This window comes from Solirhodobacter olei (assembly GCF_004010155.1).
In the GTDB taxonomy this organism is placed as follows: Bacteria; Pseudomonadota; Alphaproteobacteria; order Rhodobacterales; family Rhodobacteraceae; genus Solirhodobacter; species Solirhodobacter olei.
In genome coordinates this window covers 1-14,117 of record NZ_RRYH01000057.1, presented here as the reverse complement: position 1 = coordinate 14,117, position 14,117 = coordinate 1, and the positions used below count along the sequence as shown (strand labels likewise).

The window sequence follows — 14,117 nt, the reverse complement described above, 5'->3', positions numbered from 1 at the left end:
AGCATGCCACCCAACGTCTTCCGCCGTGAGCCTGTCGAGGCGCCGGCGTATACCGAAAACTTGGCAATGCCCCTTCCCGGCTGAGCCAGGGCAAGGGGGCAGGACATGGGATCGTCGATCGAGGGCCTCTGGCAGGCCGACGATCCACGTAAACGGGATGAGTAGAAGGGGCGTTTCGTGCGCCCCGACCTCGTCTTCCCCACTTGGATCACCCCAAACGGCGCTCCGGGTCCAACCGGCAACCAGGGCATCGTAGACCGGATTATCCCCAGAGGATCCAGTGATATTGGAAATGGTAGCCGCAGTTTAGCAGTCGAGACTTGGACGCTGGCTGCCGGCACCGCCTGACACGGTCGGCATAGACCGAGAATTCGGGGCGGTGCGGAGTCAACGTGACAACACCCGACTGATCGTTGGGCGGCCGGGGCGGCCAATTCGTAGGTTAGGCTTCGATCTCGACTCGCCCCATCGGCAGGGAGCAGCAGGCGAGAATGTAGCCGGCCTCAATATCCGCCTCGGAGATCCCCCCGTTGTGAACCATGTGCACGTCACCCGACAGCTTCTTCGTCTTGCAGGTACCGCATACCCCGAAGTTGCAGCCTGACGGGATGTTCAGCCCGGCAAGACGGGACACCGCCAGGACTGTGTCGGTTTCCGAGCAGGTCACCGTTTTCCCGCTGATCGAGAAAACCAGTTCCGACGTCGCCTCGGCACTCGGCACCACATCGTCAAGGACCGGTGCATCGGACTCCTTGAGAACCGGTGGCGCCGAAAAGGCTTCCTGATGGTAGTGGTCCATGTCGAAGCCGAAGCCGATCAGCATGTCGCGGACCGCCTGCATGAAGGCCTCTGGTCCGCAGCAATAGACCTCGCGCTCCAGATAATCGGACGCCATCAATCCAAGCATCAGTTGGTTGAAGGTGCCCCGGTACCCAGTCCAGGCATCGAATGGATCATCCTCGTCGACCACATAGTGGACCTTTATCGAGGGCACCCGCCGGGCCATGGCTTCCAGTTGCCGTCTGAAGACAAGCTGCGACGGCCGCTTCGCGCATTGCACGAAACAGATATCGGGCTCCCCACCGAGATCGAAGCGATAGGTCGTGATCGACATCATCGGCGTCACGCCCGAACCGGCCGAGATGAGCAGCAGTTTACGCTCGGCCGGGATATCCGGCACGAAGATGCCGCCCGGACCGAGCGCCTTGACGCGCATGCCCGGGTGGAGATTGTCGATCATCCATCGCGTGCCGATGCTATTGCGCGATGCCTTTACCGTCAGAGTGACGGTCAGCGGGCGCGATGGGCTCGACGATATGGTGTAGGTGCGGTTGATCGGCCCGCCCGGAACCGGCAGTTCCAGTGTCAGGAACTGGCCCGGCTGAAAGTCGAACCAGGCCCCCGAAGGCGCCCGAAACGAAAAGGACACCACGTCCGGCCCGTCGGGGACGACCGAAACGCATTCGAGGGGCTCACTGTCCTTCCAAGTCTGCGCTCCGCCGAGCCGAGGCACCAGATTGACTGACATCGCTCTATTCCGCCGCCATTGCCGTGTTGCCGCCCAGCCGCTCACGCATCGTGCGGCAGTACCAATCGACGAACTGGATCACGCCGTCCTCCTGCAGCTCCGAGTATGGTCCCGGAACAAAGGCGGGCGAATTGATGCCTCGCTGATTTTCCTCGACCACCTGCCGGTCCTGATCATTGGTCGCGACCCAGACGCGTGTCAGGTTCGCCAGGTCGTAGTCCACCCCCTCGACGGCGTCCTTGTGCACCAGCCACTTGGTCGTCACCTGGGTTTCGGTCGGGCTGATCGGCAGCACGCGGAAGACGACCGAATGATCGGCCAGGAAGTGGTTCCAGCTGTTCGGAAAATGGAAGAACAGGAGCGAGCCGGCATTCGCAAAGGGCGCGATTGACAGCCGCTTGGCCGCCACGGCGGCCTTGCCATCCATCGTGTAGCTTTCACCAGCCCCGAGCAGCGGGATCCGTGCAAAGCGCCACTGCTGGGAAGGTGCAATCACGAATTTCGACGGCATCCCTGCCGCCTCGCATTTTTCCCAATGCGCCGCCACGGCCGGCTCGATGGCGCCTGTCTCGTCCATCGAGGTGAAGCCGGGCCGGTCGGGATACGTGCGGCAGAGCTCGGGGTGCGAGCCCGCACAGTGATAGCACTCGCGGTTGTTTTCCAGCACGAGCTTCCAGTTGCCGGATTCGACGATGGTGCTTTCGAAAGCGATCTTTGCATCCTGCAGGCGCTGCGGCCCCAGATATTGCTGAGCTGTCTCAAGAAAGCTTGCGAAGGGCGGCGGGTCGTCGGCAAGGCAGATGAAGACCATGCCGCCCGCATCCTCGCAGGCGATGGATTTCAAGCCGTGCTCGGACGGCTTGAAGTCGGGGCCCATATCGCGGGCGTAGAGGAGCCGGCCATCAAGTTCGTAGGTCCATTGATGGTACGGGCAGACAAGTTTGGGCGAATTGCCTTTCGCCGCACTGCAGACACGGCTGCCGCGGTGGCGGCAGGAATTATGGAACGCCCGGATCTTTCCGTCCGCGCCGCGCACGATCAGGACGGCATAGTCGCCGACCTGCATGGTGACAAAGCTGCCCGCCGTGGGGACCTCGCAGGCCGGTATCGCGAAAAGCCATTCGCGATACCAGATCTCGCGCAGATCGTCGGCGAAGATGTCGGCGTCGTTGTAGAAGCCGCGCGGAAGCGCATGATTGGGCACGCGCGTGGCAAGCAGATCCAGTGTGTCCATTTCTAGCTCCGAGGCTTTATGTTGTCCGGATCGTAAAGGGGCTTGTAGCCAACGCTGGCCACTTCGACGGGGTAGATCTCGCCGAAGTACTGCACGTCGAGCTTTCGACCCTGCTGACAGTAATCCCAGGGCAGGTAGGCGAGGGCGATATTGCGGCCGATGGTCGGTCCGAAGGCGATCGAGGTCGTGTAGGACCGTCGGCCGAGCTCATCGACAAGCGTCTCGCCGGTGTCGGGATCAAGGACCGGCAGGGTGCCGACCGGGTAGCGGGCGACGCCCTTGCTATCGACGTTGTCGAGCATCACGAGGGTGCACAGCATCGCCGGCTGATGGTCGCGCGCGCGGTATTCCAGATGCTTCGCCTTGCCGCGGAAGTCGGCCTCCTTGACCTTGGGGCGGGCGAGGTCCGCCTCGAGGAGATTGTACTGAGTCAACAGATCCGCGTTCTGAAGGCGAAGGCTCTTCTCCATCCGGCGCGTGTTCGCGTAGGTCTCGACGCCGACGGCAATCACGCCGGTGGATCGCAGCGCGTCCCAGACAGCAAGGCCGTCCTCGTAGGCCATATGCAGTTCCCAGCCCTGCTCGCCCACGTAGGAGATGCGGAAGGCGGTGACGGATTTCCCGGCGATCCTGATCGGCCGAATCGCGGCGAAGGGGAATGCCTCCGCCGACAGGCCAGCCGGATCCTCCACGACCTTCTGAAGGTTCGCCCGGGCGTTCGGGCCCCAGATGCCGATTGTGACGTATTTCTCGGTGACGTCGGTGATCGTGACGTCATAGCCTTTGTCCTGCGCCACGCGCTTCATGTAGTTGTAATCGCGCGGTCCCGCATCGGCACCGTTGATCATCCGGCAGCGGTCGGCCATCCGGATGACGGTGAAGTCGGCGCGCACCATGCCCTCGTCGTCGAGGAAATGGGTATAGATGCCCTTCCCGATGTTGCCGTCGCCACCGATCTTTGCGGCGCAGAGCCACTCCATCATCTCGACATGGTCAGGCCCCTCGATGTCGCACATGTGGAAATGCGAGAGGTTGATGATGCCGCAGTTCTCGGTCAGCTCGAGGTGCTCGGCATTGGAGACCCGCCAGAAGTGGCGGTTGTCCCATTCGTTCTCGCGCACGGGCACCTTGTCGCCGAACTTTTCCAGCAGGTGCTCGTTTGCCGCATAGCCATGGGCGCGCTCCCACCCGCCCAGCTCCATGAAATATCCGCCGAGCGCTTTTTCGCGCTCGTAAAACGGCGAACGGCGGATGCCGCGGCCGCCCGCGAAAGGCTCGCGCGGATGAACCGGCGGGTTGTAGATCTTCATCGCCGTTTCGGTGCAGCGTTCCTCGATGAACTTCTCTTCCAGCTGGAAGCTGTTGAAGCGGGAATAATCGATCCGGTTGTGGTCGATCTCGGTGCGCCCGTCGGTCATCCAGTCGGCGATCAGCTTGCCCATACCGGGGCCGTCCTTCACCCAGATGCCGACGGCATACCACAACCCCCGGACCTTCTGGCTTTCACCCATCGACGGGCCGCCATCGGTGGTGGTCTGAAGCAGACCGTTGAATGAATGACCTTCGTTGAAGCCAAGCTCCCCCAAGATCGGGGTCAGTTCCATCGCCCGCTCCAGCGGCTCCATGACCTGCTCCATCTCGAGGTCGCGCTGAGAGGGGGAAAGCCGGGCCTGGTTCTTTTCCAGAAGATCGCGCGGATGGACGAGGCGCGGATTGTGCTCCTCGTAATAGCCCCACTCGATCTGACCGCCTTCCGCGGTCTTGGGATCGCCGGTATCCCGCATATAGGCAGAGTTGCCCTGATCGCGCATCAGCGGCCAGCCAATCTCTTTTCCCGTACCCGCAAACTCGGTGTAGGGGCCGAAGAACGTCAGCGGATGGTCGACCGGGAAAACCGGCAGATCCTCTCCCGCCATCTCGGCGATCAGCCTCCCCCAGAGCCCGCTGCAGACGACGACGAAGTCGGCGTGGATCGTTCCGCGGCTGGTCACGACGCCCTTGATGCGACCGTCCTCGATCACCAGGGAAAGGGCGGGCGTGTTCGCGAATGCTTTCAGCTTGCCGGTTTTTTCGCCTTGGTCGACAAGCTTTCCGGCGACCGTCTGCGACCGCGGGATCACGAGGCCGGCGTCCGGATCCCAGAGCCCGCCCTGAACCAGATCCTCTTCGATCAGCGGGAAGCGTTCCTTGATCTCGGCCGGCTCCATAAGCCGGGCCCGCGTGCCGAACGCCTTGCCGGAGTCGACTTTGCGCTTGATCTCGTCCATGCGCTCGTCGTCTCCGACGCGGGCCACCTCGATGCCGCCAATCCGCGCGTAATGCCCCATCTTCTCGTAGAAATCGACCGAGTAGAGCGTGGTCCAGCACGACAGCAAATCGTGGCTCGTCGCATAGCAGAAGTCCGAGGCGTGAGCGGTCGAACCGATATCTGTCGGAATGCCCGACTTGTCGATGCCGACAATGTCGTCCCAACCCCGCTCGATCAGGTGATGGGCGACCGATGCACCAACGATCCCCCCTAGTCCGACGATGACGACCTTGGCTTTTTCGGGGAACCCTGACATGTCCTGCTCCTCGTTGGTTCTGGGACTTCTAAACTAATGCTTTTATTCAGGTGACCGTTACGGCGTCTGCCTGGTCCGCCGGCGGGACGGCCTCCAAGCATTATCGAATTTATCTGCTGCGCACTCGCAACGAAGAACAGGTGGCTTCCCGCGTATCATTCCTGGCGGCGCTCCACCTCGCACGATGGGAGTGTCGCCTTTCCTGGGCCGTCCGTCACGCGGCACAATTAATCCACGGCGTGTCAGGCACCGCCACACAAACGACGAGTCGATCACCGCTAGCGACGCGTTCGACACCGCGCGTATTGACGCCCCCCTGGTCGGGGAGGGGCCGAGGTGCGTGCGCCGTCGCCCGAGGCATCCGGCTCCGTCACCCGCGTCGATATGTTCGGGCCGGAACCCTGCCGCGGCCGGTTCCCGGGTGGATCAATCTGCTTGGCTGATCCGGTCGAAGTCTGGTATCACTCCGCGATCTTTGACTGGGCAGGTGCGGCAAGGGGATCACCATGCAAAGGCCGTCTGCTCAAAGCGATCGTCGATATGTGGCGCGCGGCGTGGCCCACGTACCGGTTCAGACTTTGGCTGATCCTGTCTTGGTGAACTTCGTGCTCGTTCCGCGGTTCACCCTTCTTGCATTCACGTCGGCGGTCGAGCCCCTTCGAGTGGCCAATCAACTCGCGGGGAAGGAGCTGTTTCAATGGAGCGTGTTTTCCGCGGATGGAGCCCCGGCCGTGAGTTCTTGCGGCGTGCCGGTAACTCCAGACGCGAAACTGACACCCGATGTGTCCGCCGACTTCCTCCTTGTCTGCGGTGGCGTGGAACCCGAGCGCGGGGTGTGGCCGGGACTGGCTGACACATTGCGAGCGCAATGGCGCCGGGGGCAAACGGTCGGCGGACTATGTACGGGCGCCTATGCACTGGCCAAGGCAGGTATTCTGAAGGGGCGCCAATTCACACTTCACTGGGAGAATATCGCCGGGTTCCGGGAGCTATTCCCTGATCTCGAACCGATGCGTCGGATCTTCTGCGTCGATGACCGGATCCTGACCTGTGCCGGCGGCGTTGCCGCCGCGGACCTCATGCTCAAGCTGATCGAGGAGCGTTTTGGCGCAACGCTTGGTCAAGAGGTCATGAACATGTGTCTGCTGCCCCACCGGCGTACGGGCGACGAAGACCAGATGATCTCGCTCGCAGCCCGGCTCGGGACCAGAAGCAAGCCGCTTCTCAAGGCCATTGCGCACATGGAAAAGCACATCGAGGACAGCATCGATATCGAGGAATGTGCCGCGATCTCGGGCGTTGGCATTCGGCAACTCGAGAGGCTTTTCGCAGAGCGTCTGCAGACATCCCCGAGGCAGTATCTGAGCAACCTGCGACTTCAGCACGGCAGGGCGCTTCTCACCGAGACGAATATGACCGTTGTCGAGGTCGCAATAGCTTGCGGCTTTGTTTCGAGTTCTCATTTTGCGAAAAGCTTTCGAAAGAAGTTCGGGTTGACGCCGTATCAGTTCTCTCATTTCGGTAAGTGAGGGAGCCAGTTGGGCGAGGCCCATCTGGCACCTAGACGCCCTGGACGCGTGCGGGCTGGCGCCCGTAGCCGAACTGGAAGCCCTTCCCGAGGAAGAGCCGGCCCGTTTTCACCCCCGGCCTCGTTGGCGGCGGCCGTCGCAAGGTCGGCGATTTCGCGTCTGCCCTCTCTGACGACGGTACCGGCGCCGAAGTGGTCGAACTCCTGAGCGGCCTGGTCGAGAATACCGTCGCTCCGCCGCACCAAGCCGGCACATTGCTGGATCCGTTTGTCGAGTTGGGGGCGATCCTGGCGCTTGGGGAGTGACCTGCTCACCTAAAACGTCCTCGTTTTGAGGTTAGCCTGTTCTCCAGACGAAGAGACAGACGATGACGAGAAGTCGATTCAGCGAAGAGCCGATCGTTGGCGTCCTGAAGGAGCACTAGGCCGGACTGGGCGCGAGAGAACTGTGCCGCAAGCACGAGATCACCGACGCAACCTTCTACAAGTGGCGCTCGAGATATGGCGGTATGGAGGTGTGGGATGCGCGGCGGCTGAAGGCGCTGGAGGCCGAGAACGCGAAGCTGAAGAAGATGCTGGCGGAGCAGATGCTCGATGTTGCGACGCTGAAGGAGATGTTGGGAAAAAACTTCTGAGGCCCGGTTCGAGGCGGCGTGCCGTGGACTGGGCCATGAAGGAGAAGAGCTACTCGCAGCGGCGGGCCTGTGCCCTGGTCGGGATCGACCCACGCGTGTATCGGCGGCAGACGACCAGGCTGGAGGACCGGGAGTTGCGCGAGCGGCTGCGGGAGTTGTCGGGCGAGAGGCGGAGGTTCGGATATCGGCGTCTGCACATCCTGCTGCGGCGGGAGGGCTGGGCGTTGAACCGGAAGAAGCTCTATCGCATTTACCGCGAGGAACGCCTCACCGTGCGCAAGCGTGGGGACCGCAAGCGGGCGCTAGCAACCAGGGTGTCGATGGCGATCCCGCAGGGGCCGAACCAGCGCTGAAGCCTCGACTTCGTCTCGGACAGCCTGTCCGATGGCCGCCGCTTCCGGATCCTGTGCGTGATCGACGACTTCAGCCGGGAATGTCTGGCTGCGGCCGTCGACACCTCGCTCTCCGGCATCCGAGTCGCCCGAGAGCTGGATCGGATCGCCGAGGTCAGAGGCCATCCCTGCATGCTGGTCAGCGACATCGGCACGGAGCTAACATCGAACGCCATCCTCAAATGGTAGGAGGAGCGCCGGGTCGGATGGCACTACATCGCGCCGCGGAAACCGATGCAGAACGGCTTTGTCGAGAGTTTCCATGGCCGCCTCAGAGACGAGTGCCTCAACGAGCATCTGTTCCCCAACCTGCGCCATGCTCGCCATCTGATCGCGGCATGGCGCGAGGACTACAACCACCACCGCCTCCACACGAGTCTCGACGGGCCGACCCCACGGGAGTATCACCAATGGACGATAGAGGACCAAACCCTGAACAGAGCTAACCTATGAGCGCGGACTCCAAGGGGAGCAGGTCACCGCTCCAACTACGTGCCCATTAGCGTGAAGCGGGCGAAAGCGAGAAGAACGACACCGGCAGGACAAATCGACCGGCAAGGACGATGGCCCAGACGTGGCCGCCCGCCATCGCCTGCGGCCTGGCGCGAGCAAGGCCGATAGCGCCCGCCGGCAGAGCGCCGGCCCCCACCACCGGCAAGATCGCGAGCCGCGCATTGCGGCGGATGGTGACGAAGCTGAGCGCCAGGCTAAGCGCCACTCCAAGGCCAGCCCTTGCGCCAAGAAGCGCGCTTCCCCGGACCCCACCTGGCGCCGTTCCGAACACCGCGAGGCCGATGCCAACCAACACCGCCACGGTCGCGGCCCAGGTCGACCAATGCGTCGCCTCCCCCATGAGCACACGGGACAGGAGCGCGGCGAAGACCGGCATGGTCGCGACGCTGAACAGCACCACAGGAACCGGCGCCACCGAGATGCCGATCGCGAAGAGAGACACGTTGCGGACCTGACAGAGCACCACCAGCAAGCCCGCCCCGCAGGCCATGGAAGCAAGGTCGCGCCTAAGGTGCCGCCACCGGAACACGAGCCAGGCCACCAGAAGGGCGGAGCACATCAGGAGCCCGCGCTAGGCGACCATCTCGGTGCCGCCCATCGCCGACCAGCGCATGAGCAGTGTGTCGGGCGTGATCGCCAGTGCCCCGAAAAGGGCGAGAGAGATCCCGAACAACGGATGTCGTGTAATAGGTGGCCCAGATCGCGAGCACTGGCTCGACCTTTATCGCTCCGCAGTTGCCTTTCCAAGAACGTCCCGGCCGGCCGACAGCCGACTGCTGTTTCATTCTGTCCTCTTTCGCTCATGGGGGCGCGCCGCCGCCGTTCCCAGACCGTGTGCTGGTCAAGGACGCCGCACAAGACTCCTGCCTCCCTTCGGCACGGTTCGCGTGTCCCGACTCCAGCGGGAAATCAGCAGCTGCGGCCAGGACATTCTGCTGAAGGTCAGAGCCATCATCGCCGGGCAGGCTCCCTCTCTGCCGGTGTTGCTCGTTCCCCGCTTGGAAAGACGGCCGACCGGGGCGCCCGGCTTCAGGACCTTCGATCATCTTCTCGAGACGACCGATGTGCGGCTCTAGAAACGATCGCTCCGGGCTCCCCGCGCACCAGCAGCGGTTCGGCTGGCTGAACAGACACCAGGATTGGCCACCAAACGCTCTCAGCCCGGTCCCGACATTTCCCGCCTGCGCGACGAAAATCATGCCCCGGGCAATCACAGGCCTTCGTACCGGGAGCCGCATTCCCGGGATGGCCGAGCAGGTGTTTGGCTGGCGTAGAGAATATTTATCAATATCCTCGCAAATTGCCGCGAAATACACTATGTGGAGACGGCGATCCTCATTTTCGGACCCTGTTCCTTCCGGCTCAGCTTTCGATTTTCAGCTTTGCCGAGCCGTTGCGATGTGTGGACGGCACTGACAGAAGGAATATCACGATGGCCAAGGGCACCGTGAAATGGTTCAACCCCTCCAAAGGATTCGGTTTCATCGAGCCCGAAGGAGGACGAAAAGATATATTCGTCCATATCTCCGCGCTGGAGCGCTCGGGCTTGTCGACGCTGGCCGATGGACAGGCCGTGACGTTCGACGTCGAGGCCGGTCGTGATGGCCGCGAGTCAGCGATCAACATCGCTCTCGCCTGACACCAGATGTGATGTCTGACTGGGGCCAAGCCGGGTTTTCCCGGCTCGGACCCCTCATGCCCCGGCAACAGCGCCGCTGCGCTGCCGGTAGATAAATAATCTAAAGAAAACAAAGCTATGATGGAAGTTTATTGGGGCATGCCCCTATCATTGGTCATTTCGCCCGACGGCGAAGTGAAGAATTTCAGTACGATCGAACAGGCTCAATACTGGTTGCGCAACAAGTGGCCGGTTGCAGACGATGCACGGCAACGTGCCATTAACCAACTCGAGACAGCCATGCAGTGCATGACATCGGTAGGTTCCGCGCGAAGAGCATTTATCGCCGCCGCGAGGACTGCGGGCTTCGTTCGGGAGAACCAGATCGTGCAGCCGCCAAGCCCGGCTGCCGCCTAAAGAGCTGGGGCGATCTGAGTTCGCTGCAACATAGGAAAAGCACGGTCAGGAGAAAAAATGAAAGTCGTGGTTCGCGAAAACAACATCGACCAGGCCCTTCGTGTTCTGAAGAAGACCATGCAACGGGATGGTGTCTTCCGAGACATGCGGACGAAACGCGCCTATGAAAAGCCATCGGAAAAGCGCGTTCGCAAGACAGCGGAGGCCGTGCGTCGACGCCGAAAGCTCTTGCGAAAGCAGGCGTTACGCGACGCCGGCGCTCTCGGCAAGCGGGGCTAAGCGAGTGCGATAAGGCGGGCGCCGCTCAATGAGAAAGGAACTCGGAAGGACAAATCAACCCGATTGGGTGTGATATGCTCACCGGCGGAATGTTTCAAACCTCCGGTATGCCTCCTGAATTCCGACCGAAAAGCCGAATTGATAATAGCAAAAGCCCTGATCTGCCGCTCGATGGGAAATAGGGACGGACAGCACTATCTGGCCGAAATCAAAAAAGGAATGCGAATATGGCCGTAGAGACACCGCAGCAGGCGTGGAGCCGGGGCTTTGATGATGCCGTCCGCGGGATTCCAGTGAGCAAGAACCCCTATCCCTATCCCAATGGAAAGTTACGCCTTGAGTGGAAACAGGGTCACGCCGAAGGATTGATTCCCGACCCAGATCGCAAGCCGCGGGAGCCGAGCTGAACAAAGATGCCATCCGTCCAGTTCCCGACAAAATGCCGGCTTGTGTAGGCGCCGGAGGCAGCGACGTCCCTTCCGGGATCTTTTCCATGCCGCTCGGAGCGCGGTTATGGTGATCCTTTGCTGATAACAATCAAGACCACTTTTGGGACTATCTTGTGCAGGCGGGATGATTCCTGCATGACGGATTAATCCAATGGCGAAATTTAGGGTATCCGAATGGACTACGGGAAATCGGGCGCAGCCAAGACGGGCAAGAAAGCGCCACGCCACACAGAACATAATGCCAAGGGATCGGAGCAGAATCCATTTGGCCAACATACCGTGAGGGAAGACCTGCTTGCTCGCATGAAGGCGGCCGCAGCGGATAAGAAGACAGGCCAAGCATAGATCAGCACGGCATAACCACGGTGTCGGATTGCCGCGTCAGATGAACATTCGTACCGTTTGCCCAAACGGATTCGGGGCGGAAATCCTCAGAGCGAGACTGGCAGGCACGCTCGATCCGTCATGCATCGCGCTTCTTGCCGGGCTTCTTGTCCGGCTCAGACACCGTTGCGTTCTCGCGCTCCAGCCGGGTCTGACGCAGGCGGGCATTTTTCGCGTCCCGTGCCTCCGACTCGGCATCGAGAATTTCCCAGGCATGCCGCGTGGTCTTGTCGATCAGGGTATTCGTCCCAGACGCGGGCTGGTCGCGCAGCGTTTCCTTGGTGCTTCGCACCATTTAGGCACCTCCGTCTGAGAACATGTCCGACATGCCTGGCTTGAATCCGGCAATGTCCGTGGCGAACGGGAAGGCCACCTCGATCTGCGAGCGCGCGTTGACCCCCGCTGGGTTGGCAACTGGCCCGTTCCGTTTCGACCGGTGACGAACCCGTTCGATGGTGGAGATCCCCGTAGCCTCATCGTGTGCCTAGAGAGCCGCCGGGGTTCCCCGCGTATTTTCTGTCACGCAATGTCCAATCTTACGCCCCGTGAAGCAGCGCACCCGTTTCGCGGGAGCGCTGCAGGATTCAAGGCGCGAAGGAGCCTCGCGCGACAGCCTCAGGCCTGAGCCAGGTTCGTCGCGGACTCCCGGCCATCGCGGCCGGTCTCGACGTCGAAGGTAACGACCTGACCATCATCGAGGCCACGAAGGCCAGACCGCTCGACGGCAGAGATGTGGACGAACACGTCCTTCGAGCCGCCCTCGGGCGAGATGAAGCCGAAGCCCTTTTGGGAGTTGAAGAATTTCACGGTGCCTTTGGCCATCGTGATGTTTCCTTTTATGGATGCCGCCCGCAGAATGCGGCGGCCCGGCGCACAGTCGTCGTAGGATCAACTGGAGCCAGAAGGAAACAGCGGGTCGTATGAAGAAGGTTTGCCCCCGCCGTATGGGCTGTATCGCGTTCCAATGCAAGCGCCGTGATCCATGAACCGTGAATGCGTCTTGATCCTCCCCATCCACTGCCCGGCGATCCGGGCGCGGCTGACCGCAACGTTCAGCCAGCCCGGAGCTCGGCGAAAGACAGCAGTTTGTGACGGTCCTCGTCCCAAAGGTGCAGCCGGGCGCACTCAAGGCTTTGCCGAAGCGTCAGGCGCTGTGTCCGGGCCAGCGCGGGATGCTCGCGCAGGACTTCGGTCAAGCGGTAGAACGGGATGCGGCTGTAGAGGTGGTGTACGTGGTGGATCCCGATATTTGCGGTGAACCACCGCAGCACCGGCGGCAGGACGTAGTGCGAGCTGCCGTGCAGCGCCGCGTCGTGGATCTGCCAGTCCCCCTCTCGGTTCCAATAGGCGTCCTCGAACTGGTGCTGGACGTAGAACAGCCAGACGCCGGCCGAGGCCCCAATCAACGCCATCGGCAGGAGGATCAGAAGGAACGGCAGGCCCTGGGCGAAATAGAACCCCGCGACCAGCAGCGCCGCGAGCGCTGCATTTGTCGCCATCGCGCTGACCCAGTATTTCCGCCCTGACTGCATGAGTCCGACTGGAAGGCGGTTCTGCAGGAAGAACAGATAGGCTGGGGCGATCCCGAACAGGAACAGCGGGTTGCGGTAGATGCGGTAGCCCAGCCGCTGTAGTCTGGGCAACGCCCGGTATTCGCGCACTGTCAGGGTGGGGACGTCCCCAATCCCTCTCCGATCCAGGTTGCCGGTCGACGCATGATGAATCGAATGGGTCTGGCGCCAGACGTCGTAGGGCGTGAGCGTCAGTACTCCGAGCGCCCGACCAGTCCAGTCATTGACCCGCCGGTTGCGAAAGAAGGCATTGTGACCGCAATCGTGCTGGATGATGAACAGTCGGACGAGAAAGCCCGCGTTCAGCGCCGAGAGCACCGCAGCAAGCAAGTAACTGACCGACAACGCCCACCAAGCCAGCCCCATGAGTACGGCAAAGGGCACGAGGGTGATCACCAGCTCCCAACTGCTACGCAGATGCGACGGCTCGCGGTAACGCGCGAGAATGCGCACCCAGTATTTCCCGCCTTCTTCAGGCTGCTGAGAGGGGCGGTCGGTTGAGGTCGTCATTCAGGCGTTCTTCCTACCATGCGGCCGCAGTGTTCTAATGCGCATCGTCATGTTCGTTCGTGTCAATCCGGGCAAAGGCCGATTTGGGCCTTCGGCACAGCGGGGCACAAAAAGGGATTCACACCGATCAGACGCGGCGCCACCGTAGTCTCCCCTTGAGCCGTCACTCGCATGATCGTGCGGGTCCAAGGTACCTGCTCAGCAAATGGGGGCGGCAGCTGCCGGGCGCAAGGCAGAAAGCGCGCGCGCCATCGGGCCGTTCTTCTTGCGTTCACGTGCTGCGGTCCGATCTTTTGCGCCAATTTGCAGCGGCGCTATTTCATGCTGACCTTGACCTGAAACTCCCGCGATATTGCTGGGGCGTAACACTGAGCCTCCGCTGAAAAGCGTTGCGCATCTGGTCGGGGCTGGCAAATCCGCAGTCGAAGGCAATGGCCTTGAGCGGCTGATCTGAGGCTTCCAGAAGGTTGCGGGCCCGGTCCAGACGCACCCCTT

The 14,117-nt window shown here is 61.8% G+C and carries 12 protein-coding genes and 1 pseudogene; 5 read left to right on the top strand and 8 right to left on the bottom strand.

The features are described from left to right. Positions 1 to 442: 442 nt before the first annotated feature. From EIP85_RS22030 to EIP85_RS22020, 3 genes are read right to left on the bottom strand one after another with little or no spacing between them, the layout of a single operon-like run. Positions 443 to 1,528 carry an FAD-binding oxidoreductase gene (locus EIP85_RS22030; protein WP_127904361.1) on the bottom strand — a complete coding sequence of 362 codons (1,086 nt, stop codon included), beginning with the start codon at positions 1,526 to 1,528 and terminating at the stop codon, positions 443 to 445. Between the two features lie 4 nt (positions 1,529 to 1,532). Continuing rightward, positions 1,533 to 2,762: an aromatic ring-hydroxylating oxygenase subunit alpha gene (locus EIP85_RS22025; RefSeq protein ID WP_127904360.1), complete on the bottom strand. Its 1,230-nt coding sequence runs from the start codon at positions 2,760 to 2,762 to the stop codon at positions 1,533 to 1,535. Between the two features lie 2 nt (positions 2,763 to 2,764). Next, positions 2,765 to 5,326: a GcvT family protein gene (locus EIP85_RS22020; protein WP_127904359.1), complete on the bottom strand. Its 2,562-nt coding sequence runs from the start codon at positions 5,324 to 5,326 to the stop codon at positions 2,765 to 2,767. A gap of 506 nt (positions 5,327 to 5,832) precedes the next feature. Between EIP85_RS22020 and EIP85_RS22015 the strand changes: the two genes are divergently transcribed. Next, a complete protein-coding gene (locus EIP85_RS22015) occupies positions 5,833 to 6,855 on the top strand; it encodes a GlxA family transcriptional regulator (protein ID WP_127904358.1) in 1,023 nt (340 codons plus the stop codon). 367 nt (positions 6,856 to 7,222) lie between these two features. Then, a pseudogene (locus tag EIP85_RS22010) lies at positions 7,223 to 8,334 on the top strand (IS3 family transposase). 46 nt (positions 8,335 to 8,380) lie between these two features. Here EIP85_RS22010 and EIP85_RS22005 read toward each other — a convergent pair. Next, entirely contained in the window at positions 8,381 to 8,953 is a 573-nt protein-coding gene (locus EIP85_RS22005; RefSeq protein ID WP_127904357.1) for an EamA family transporter, read from the bottom strand. 873 nt (positions 8,954 to 9,826) lie between these two features. On the opposite strand from EIP85_RS22005, the gene EIP85_RS22000 reads away from it, so the two are divergent. The 3 genes from EIP85_RS22000 to rpsU all read left to right on the top strand — a co-directional run bounded on the left by EIP85_RS22000 (position 9,827) and on the right by rpsU (position 10,708). Continuing rightward, positions 9,827 to 10,033 (top strand): cold-shock protein, encoded by a 207-nt coding sequence (locus EIP85_RS22000; RefSeq protein ID WP_127904356.1) that lies wholly within the window; start codon positions 9,827 to 9,829, stop codon positions 10,031 to 10,033. A gap of 120 nt (positions 10,034 to 10,153) precedes the next feature. After that, on the top strand, positions 10,154 to 10,429 hold the full coding sequence (locus EIP85_RS21995; RefSeq protein ID WP_127904362.1) for a DUF982 domain-containing protein: 276 nt from the start codon (positions 10,154 to 10,156) through the stop codon (positions 10,427 to 10,429). Between the two features lie 57 nt (positions 10,430 to 10,486). Next, entirely contained in the window at positions 10,487 to 10,708 is a 222-nt protein-coding gene (gene rpsU, locus EIP85_RS21990) for a 30S ribosomal protein S21 (RefSeq protein ID WP_127904355.1), read from the top strand. Between the two features lie 912 nt (positions 10,709 to 11,620). Here rpsU and EIP85_RS21985 read toward each other — a convergent pair. From EIP85_RS21985 to EIP85_RS23570, 4 genes are all read right to left on the bottom strand, one after another. Beyond that, positions 11,621 to 11,836, bottom strand: coding sequence for a hypothetical protein (locus EIP85_RS21985; protein ID WP_127904354.1), 216 nt, complete (start codon positions 11,834 to 11,836; stop codon positions 11,621 to 11,623). Positions 11,837 to 12,156: 320 nt separating this feature from the next. Then, complete coding sequence (locus EIP85_RS21980; RefSeq protein ID WP_127904353.1) at positions 12,157 to 12,363, bottom strand: cold-shock protein; 207 nt, start codon at positions 12,361 to 12,363, stop codon at positions 12,157 to 12,159. Positions 12,364 to 12,593: 230 nt separating this feature from the next. Further along, positions 12,594 to 13,622, bottom strand: a complete 1,029-nt coding sequence (locus EIP85_RS21975; protein ID WP_127904352.1) for a fatty acid desaturase — start codon at positions 13,620 to 13,622, stop codon at positions 12,594 to 12,596. 319 nt (positions 13,623 to 13,941) lie between these two features. Further along, on the bottom strand, positions 13,942 to 14,112 hold the full coding sequence (locus tag EIP85_RS23570) for a helix-turn-helix domain-containing protein (RefSeq protein ID WP_422067229.1): 171 nt from the start codon (positions 14,110 to 14,112) through the stop codon (positions 13,942 to 13,944). Positions 14,113 to 14,117: the final 5 nt, after the last annotated feature.

Bases quoted from the DNA above. Each gene is read 5' to 3' on its own strand.
- EIP85_RS22030 (WP_127904361.1), bottom strand. From the start codon at position 1,528: ATGTCAGTCAATCTGGTGCCTCGGCTCGGCGGAGCGCAGACTTGGAAG.
- EIP85_RS22025 (WP_127904360.1), bottom strand. From the start codon at position 2,762: ATGGACACACTGGATCTGCTTGCCACGCGCGTGCCCAATCATGCGCTT.
- EIP85_RS22020 (WP_127904359.1), bottom strand. From the start codon at position 5,326: ATGTCAGGGTTCCCCGAAAAAGCCAAGGTCGTCATCGTCGGACTAGGG.
- EIP85_RS22015 (WP_127904358.1), top strand. From the start codon at position 5,833: ATGCAAAGGCCGTCTGCTCAAAGCGATCGTCGATATGTGGCGCGCGGC.
- EIP85_RS22005 (WP_127904357.1), bottom strand. From the start codon at position 8,953: ATGTGCTCCGCCCTTCTGGTGGCCTGGCTCGTGTTCCGGTGGCGGCAC.
- EIP85_RS22000 (WP_127904356.1), top strand. From the start codon at position 9,827: ATGGCCAAGGGCACCGTGAAATGGTTCAACCCCTCCAAAGGATTCGGT.
- EIP85_RS21995 (WP_127904362.1), top strand. From the start codon at position 10,154: ATGGAAGTTTATTGGGGCATGCCCCTATCATTGGTCATTTCGCCCGAC.
- rpsU (WP_127904355.1), top strand. From the start codon at position 10,487: ATGAAAGTCGTGGTTCGCGAAAACAACATCGACCAGGCCCTTCGTGTT.
- EIP85_RS21985 (WP_127904354.1), bottom strand. From the start codon at position 11,836: ATGGTGCGAAGCACCAAGGAAACGCTGCGCGACCAGCCCGCGTCTGGG.
- EIP85_RS21980 (WP_127904353.1), bottom strand. From the start codon at position 12,363: ATGGCCAAAGGCACCGTGAAATTCTTCAACTCCCAAAAGGGCTTCGGC.
- EIP85_RS21975 (WP_127904352.1), bottom strand. From the start codon at position 13,622: ATGACGACCTCAACCGACCGCCCCTCTCAGCAGCCTGAAGAAGGCGGG.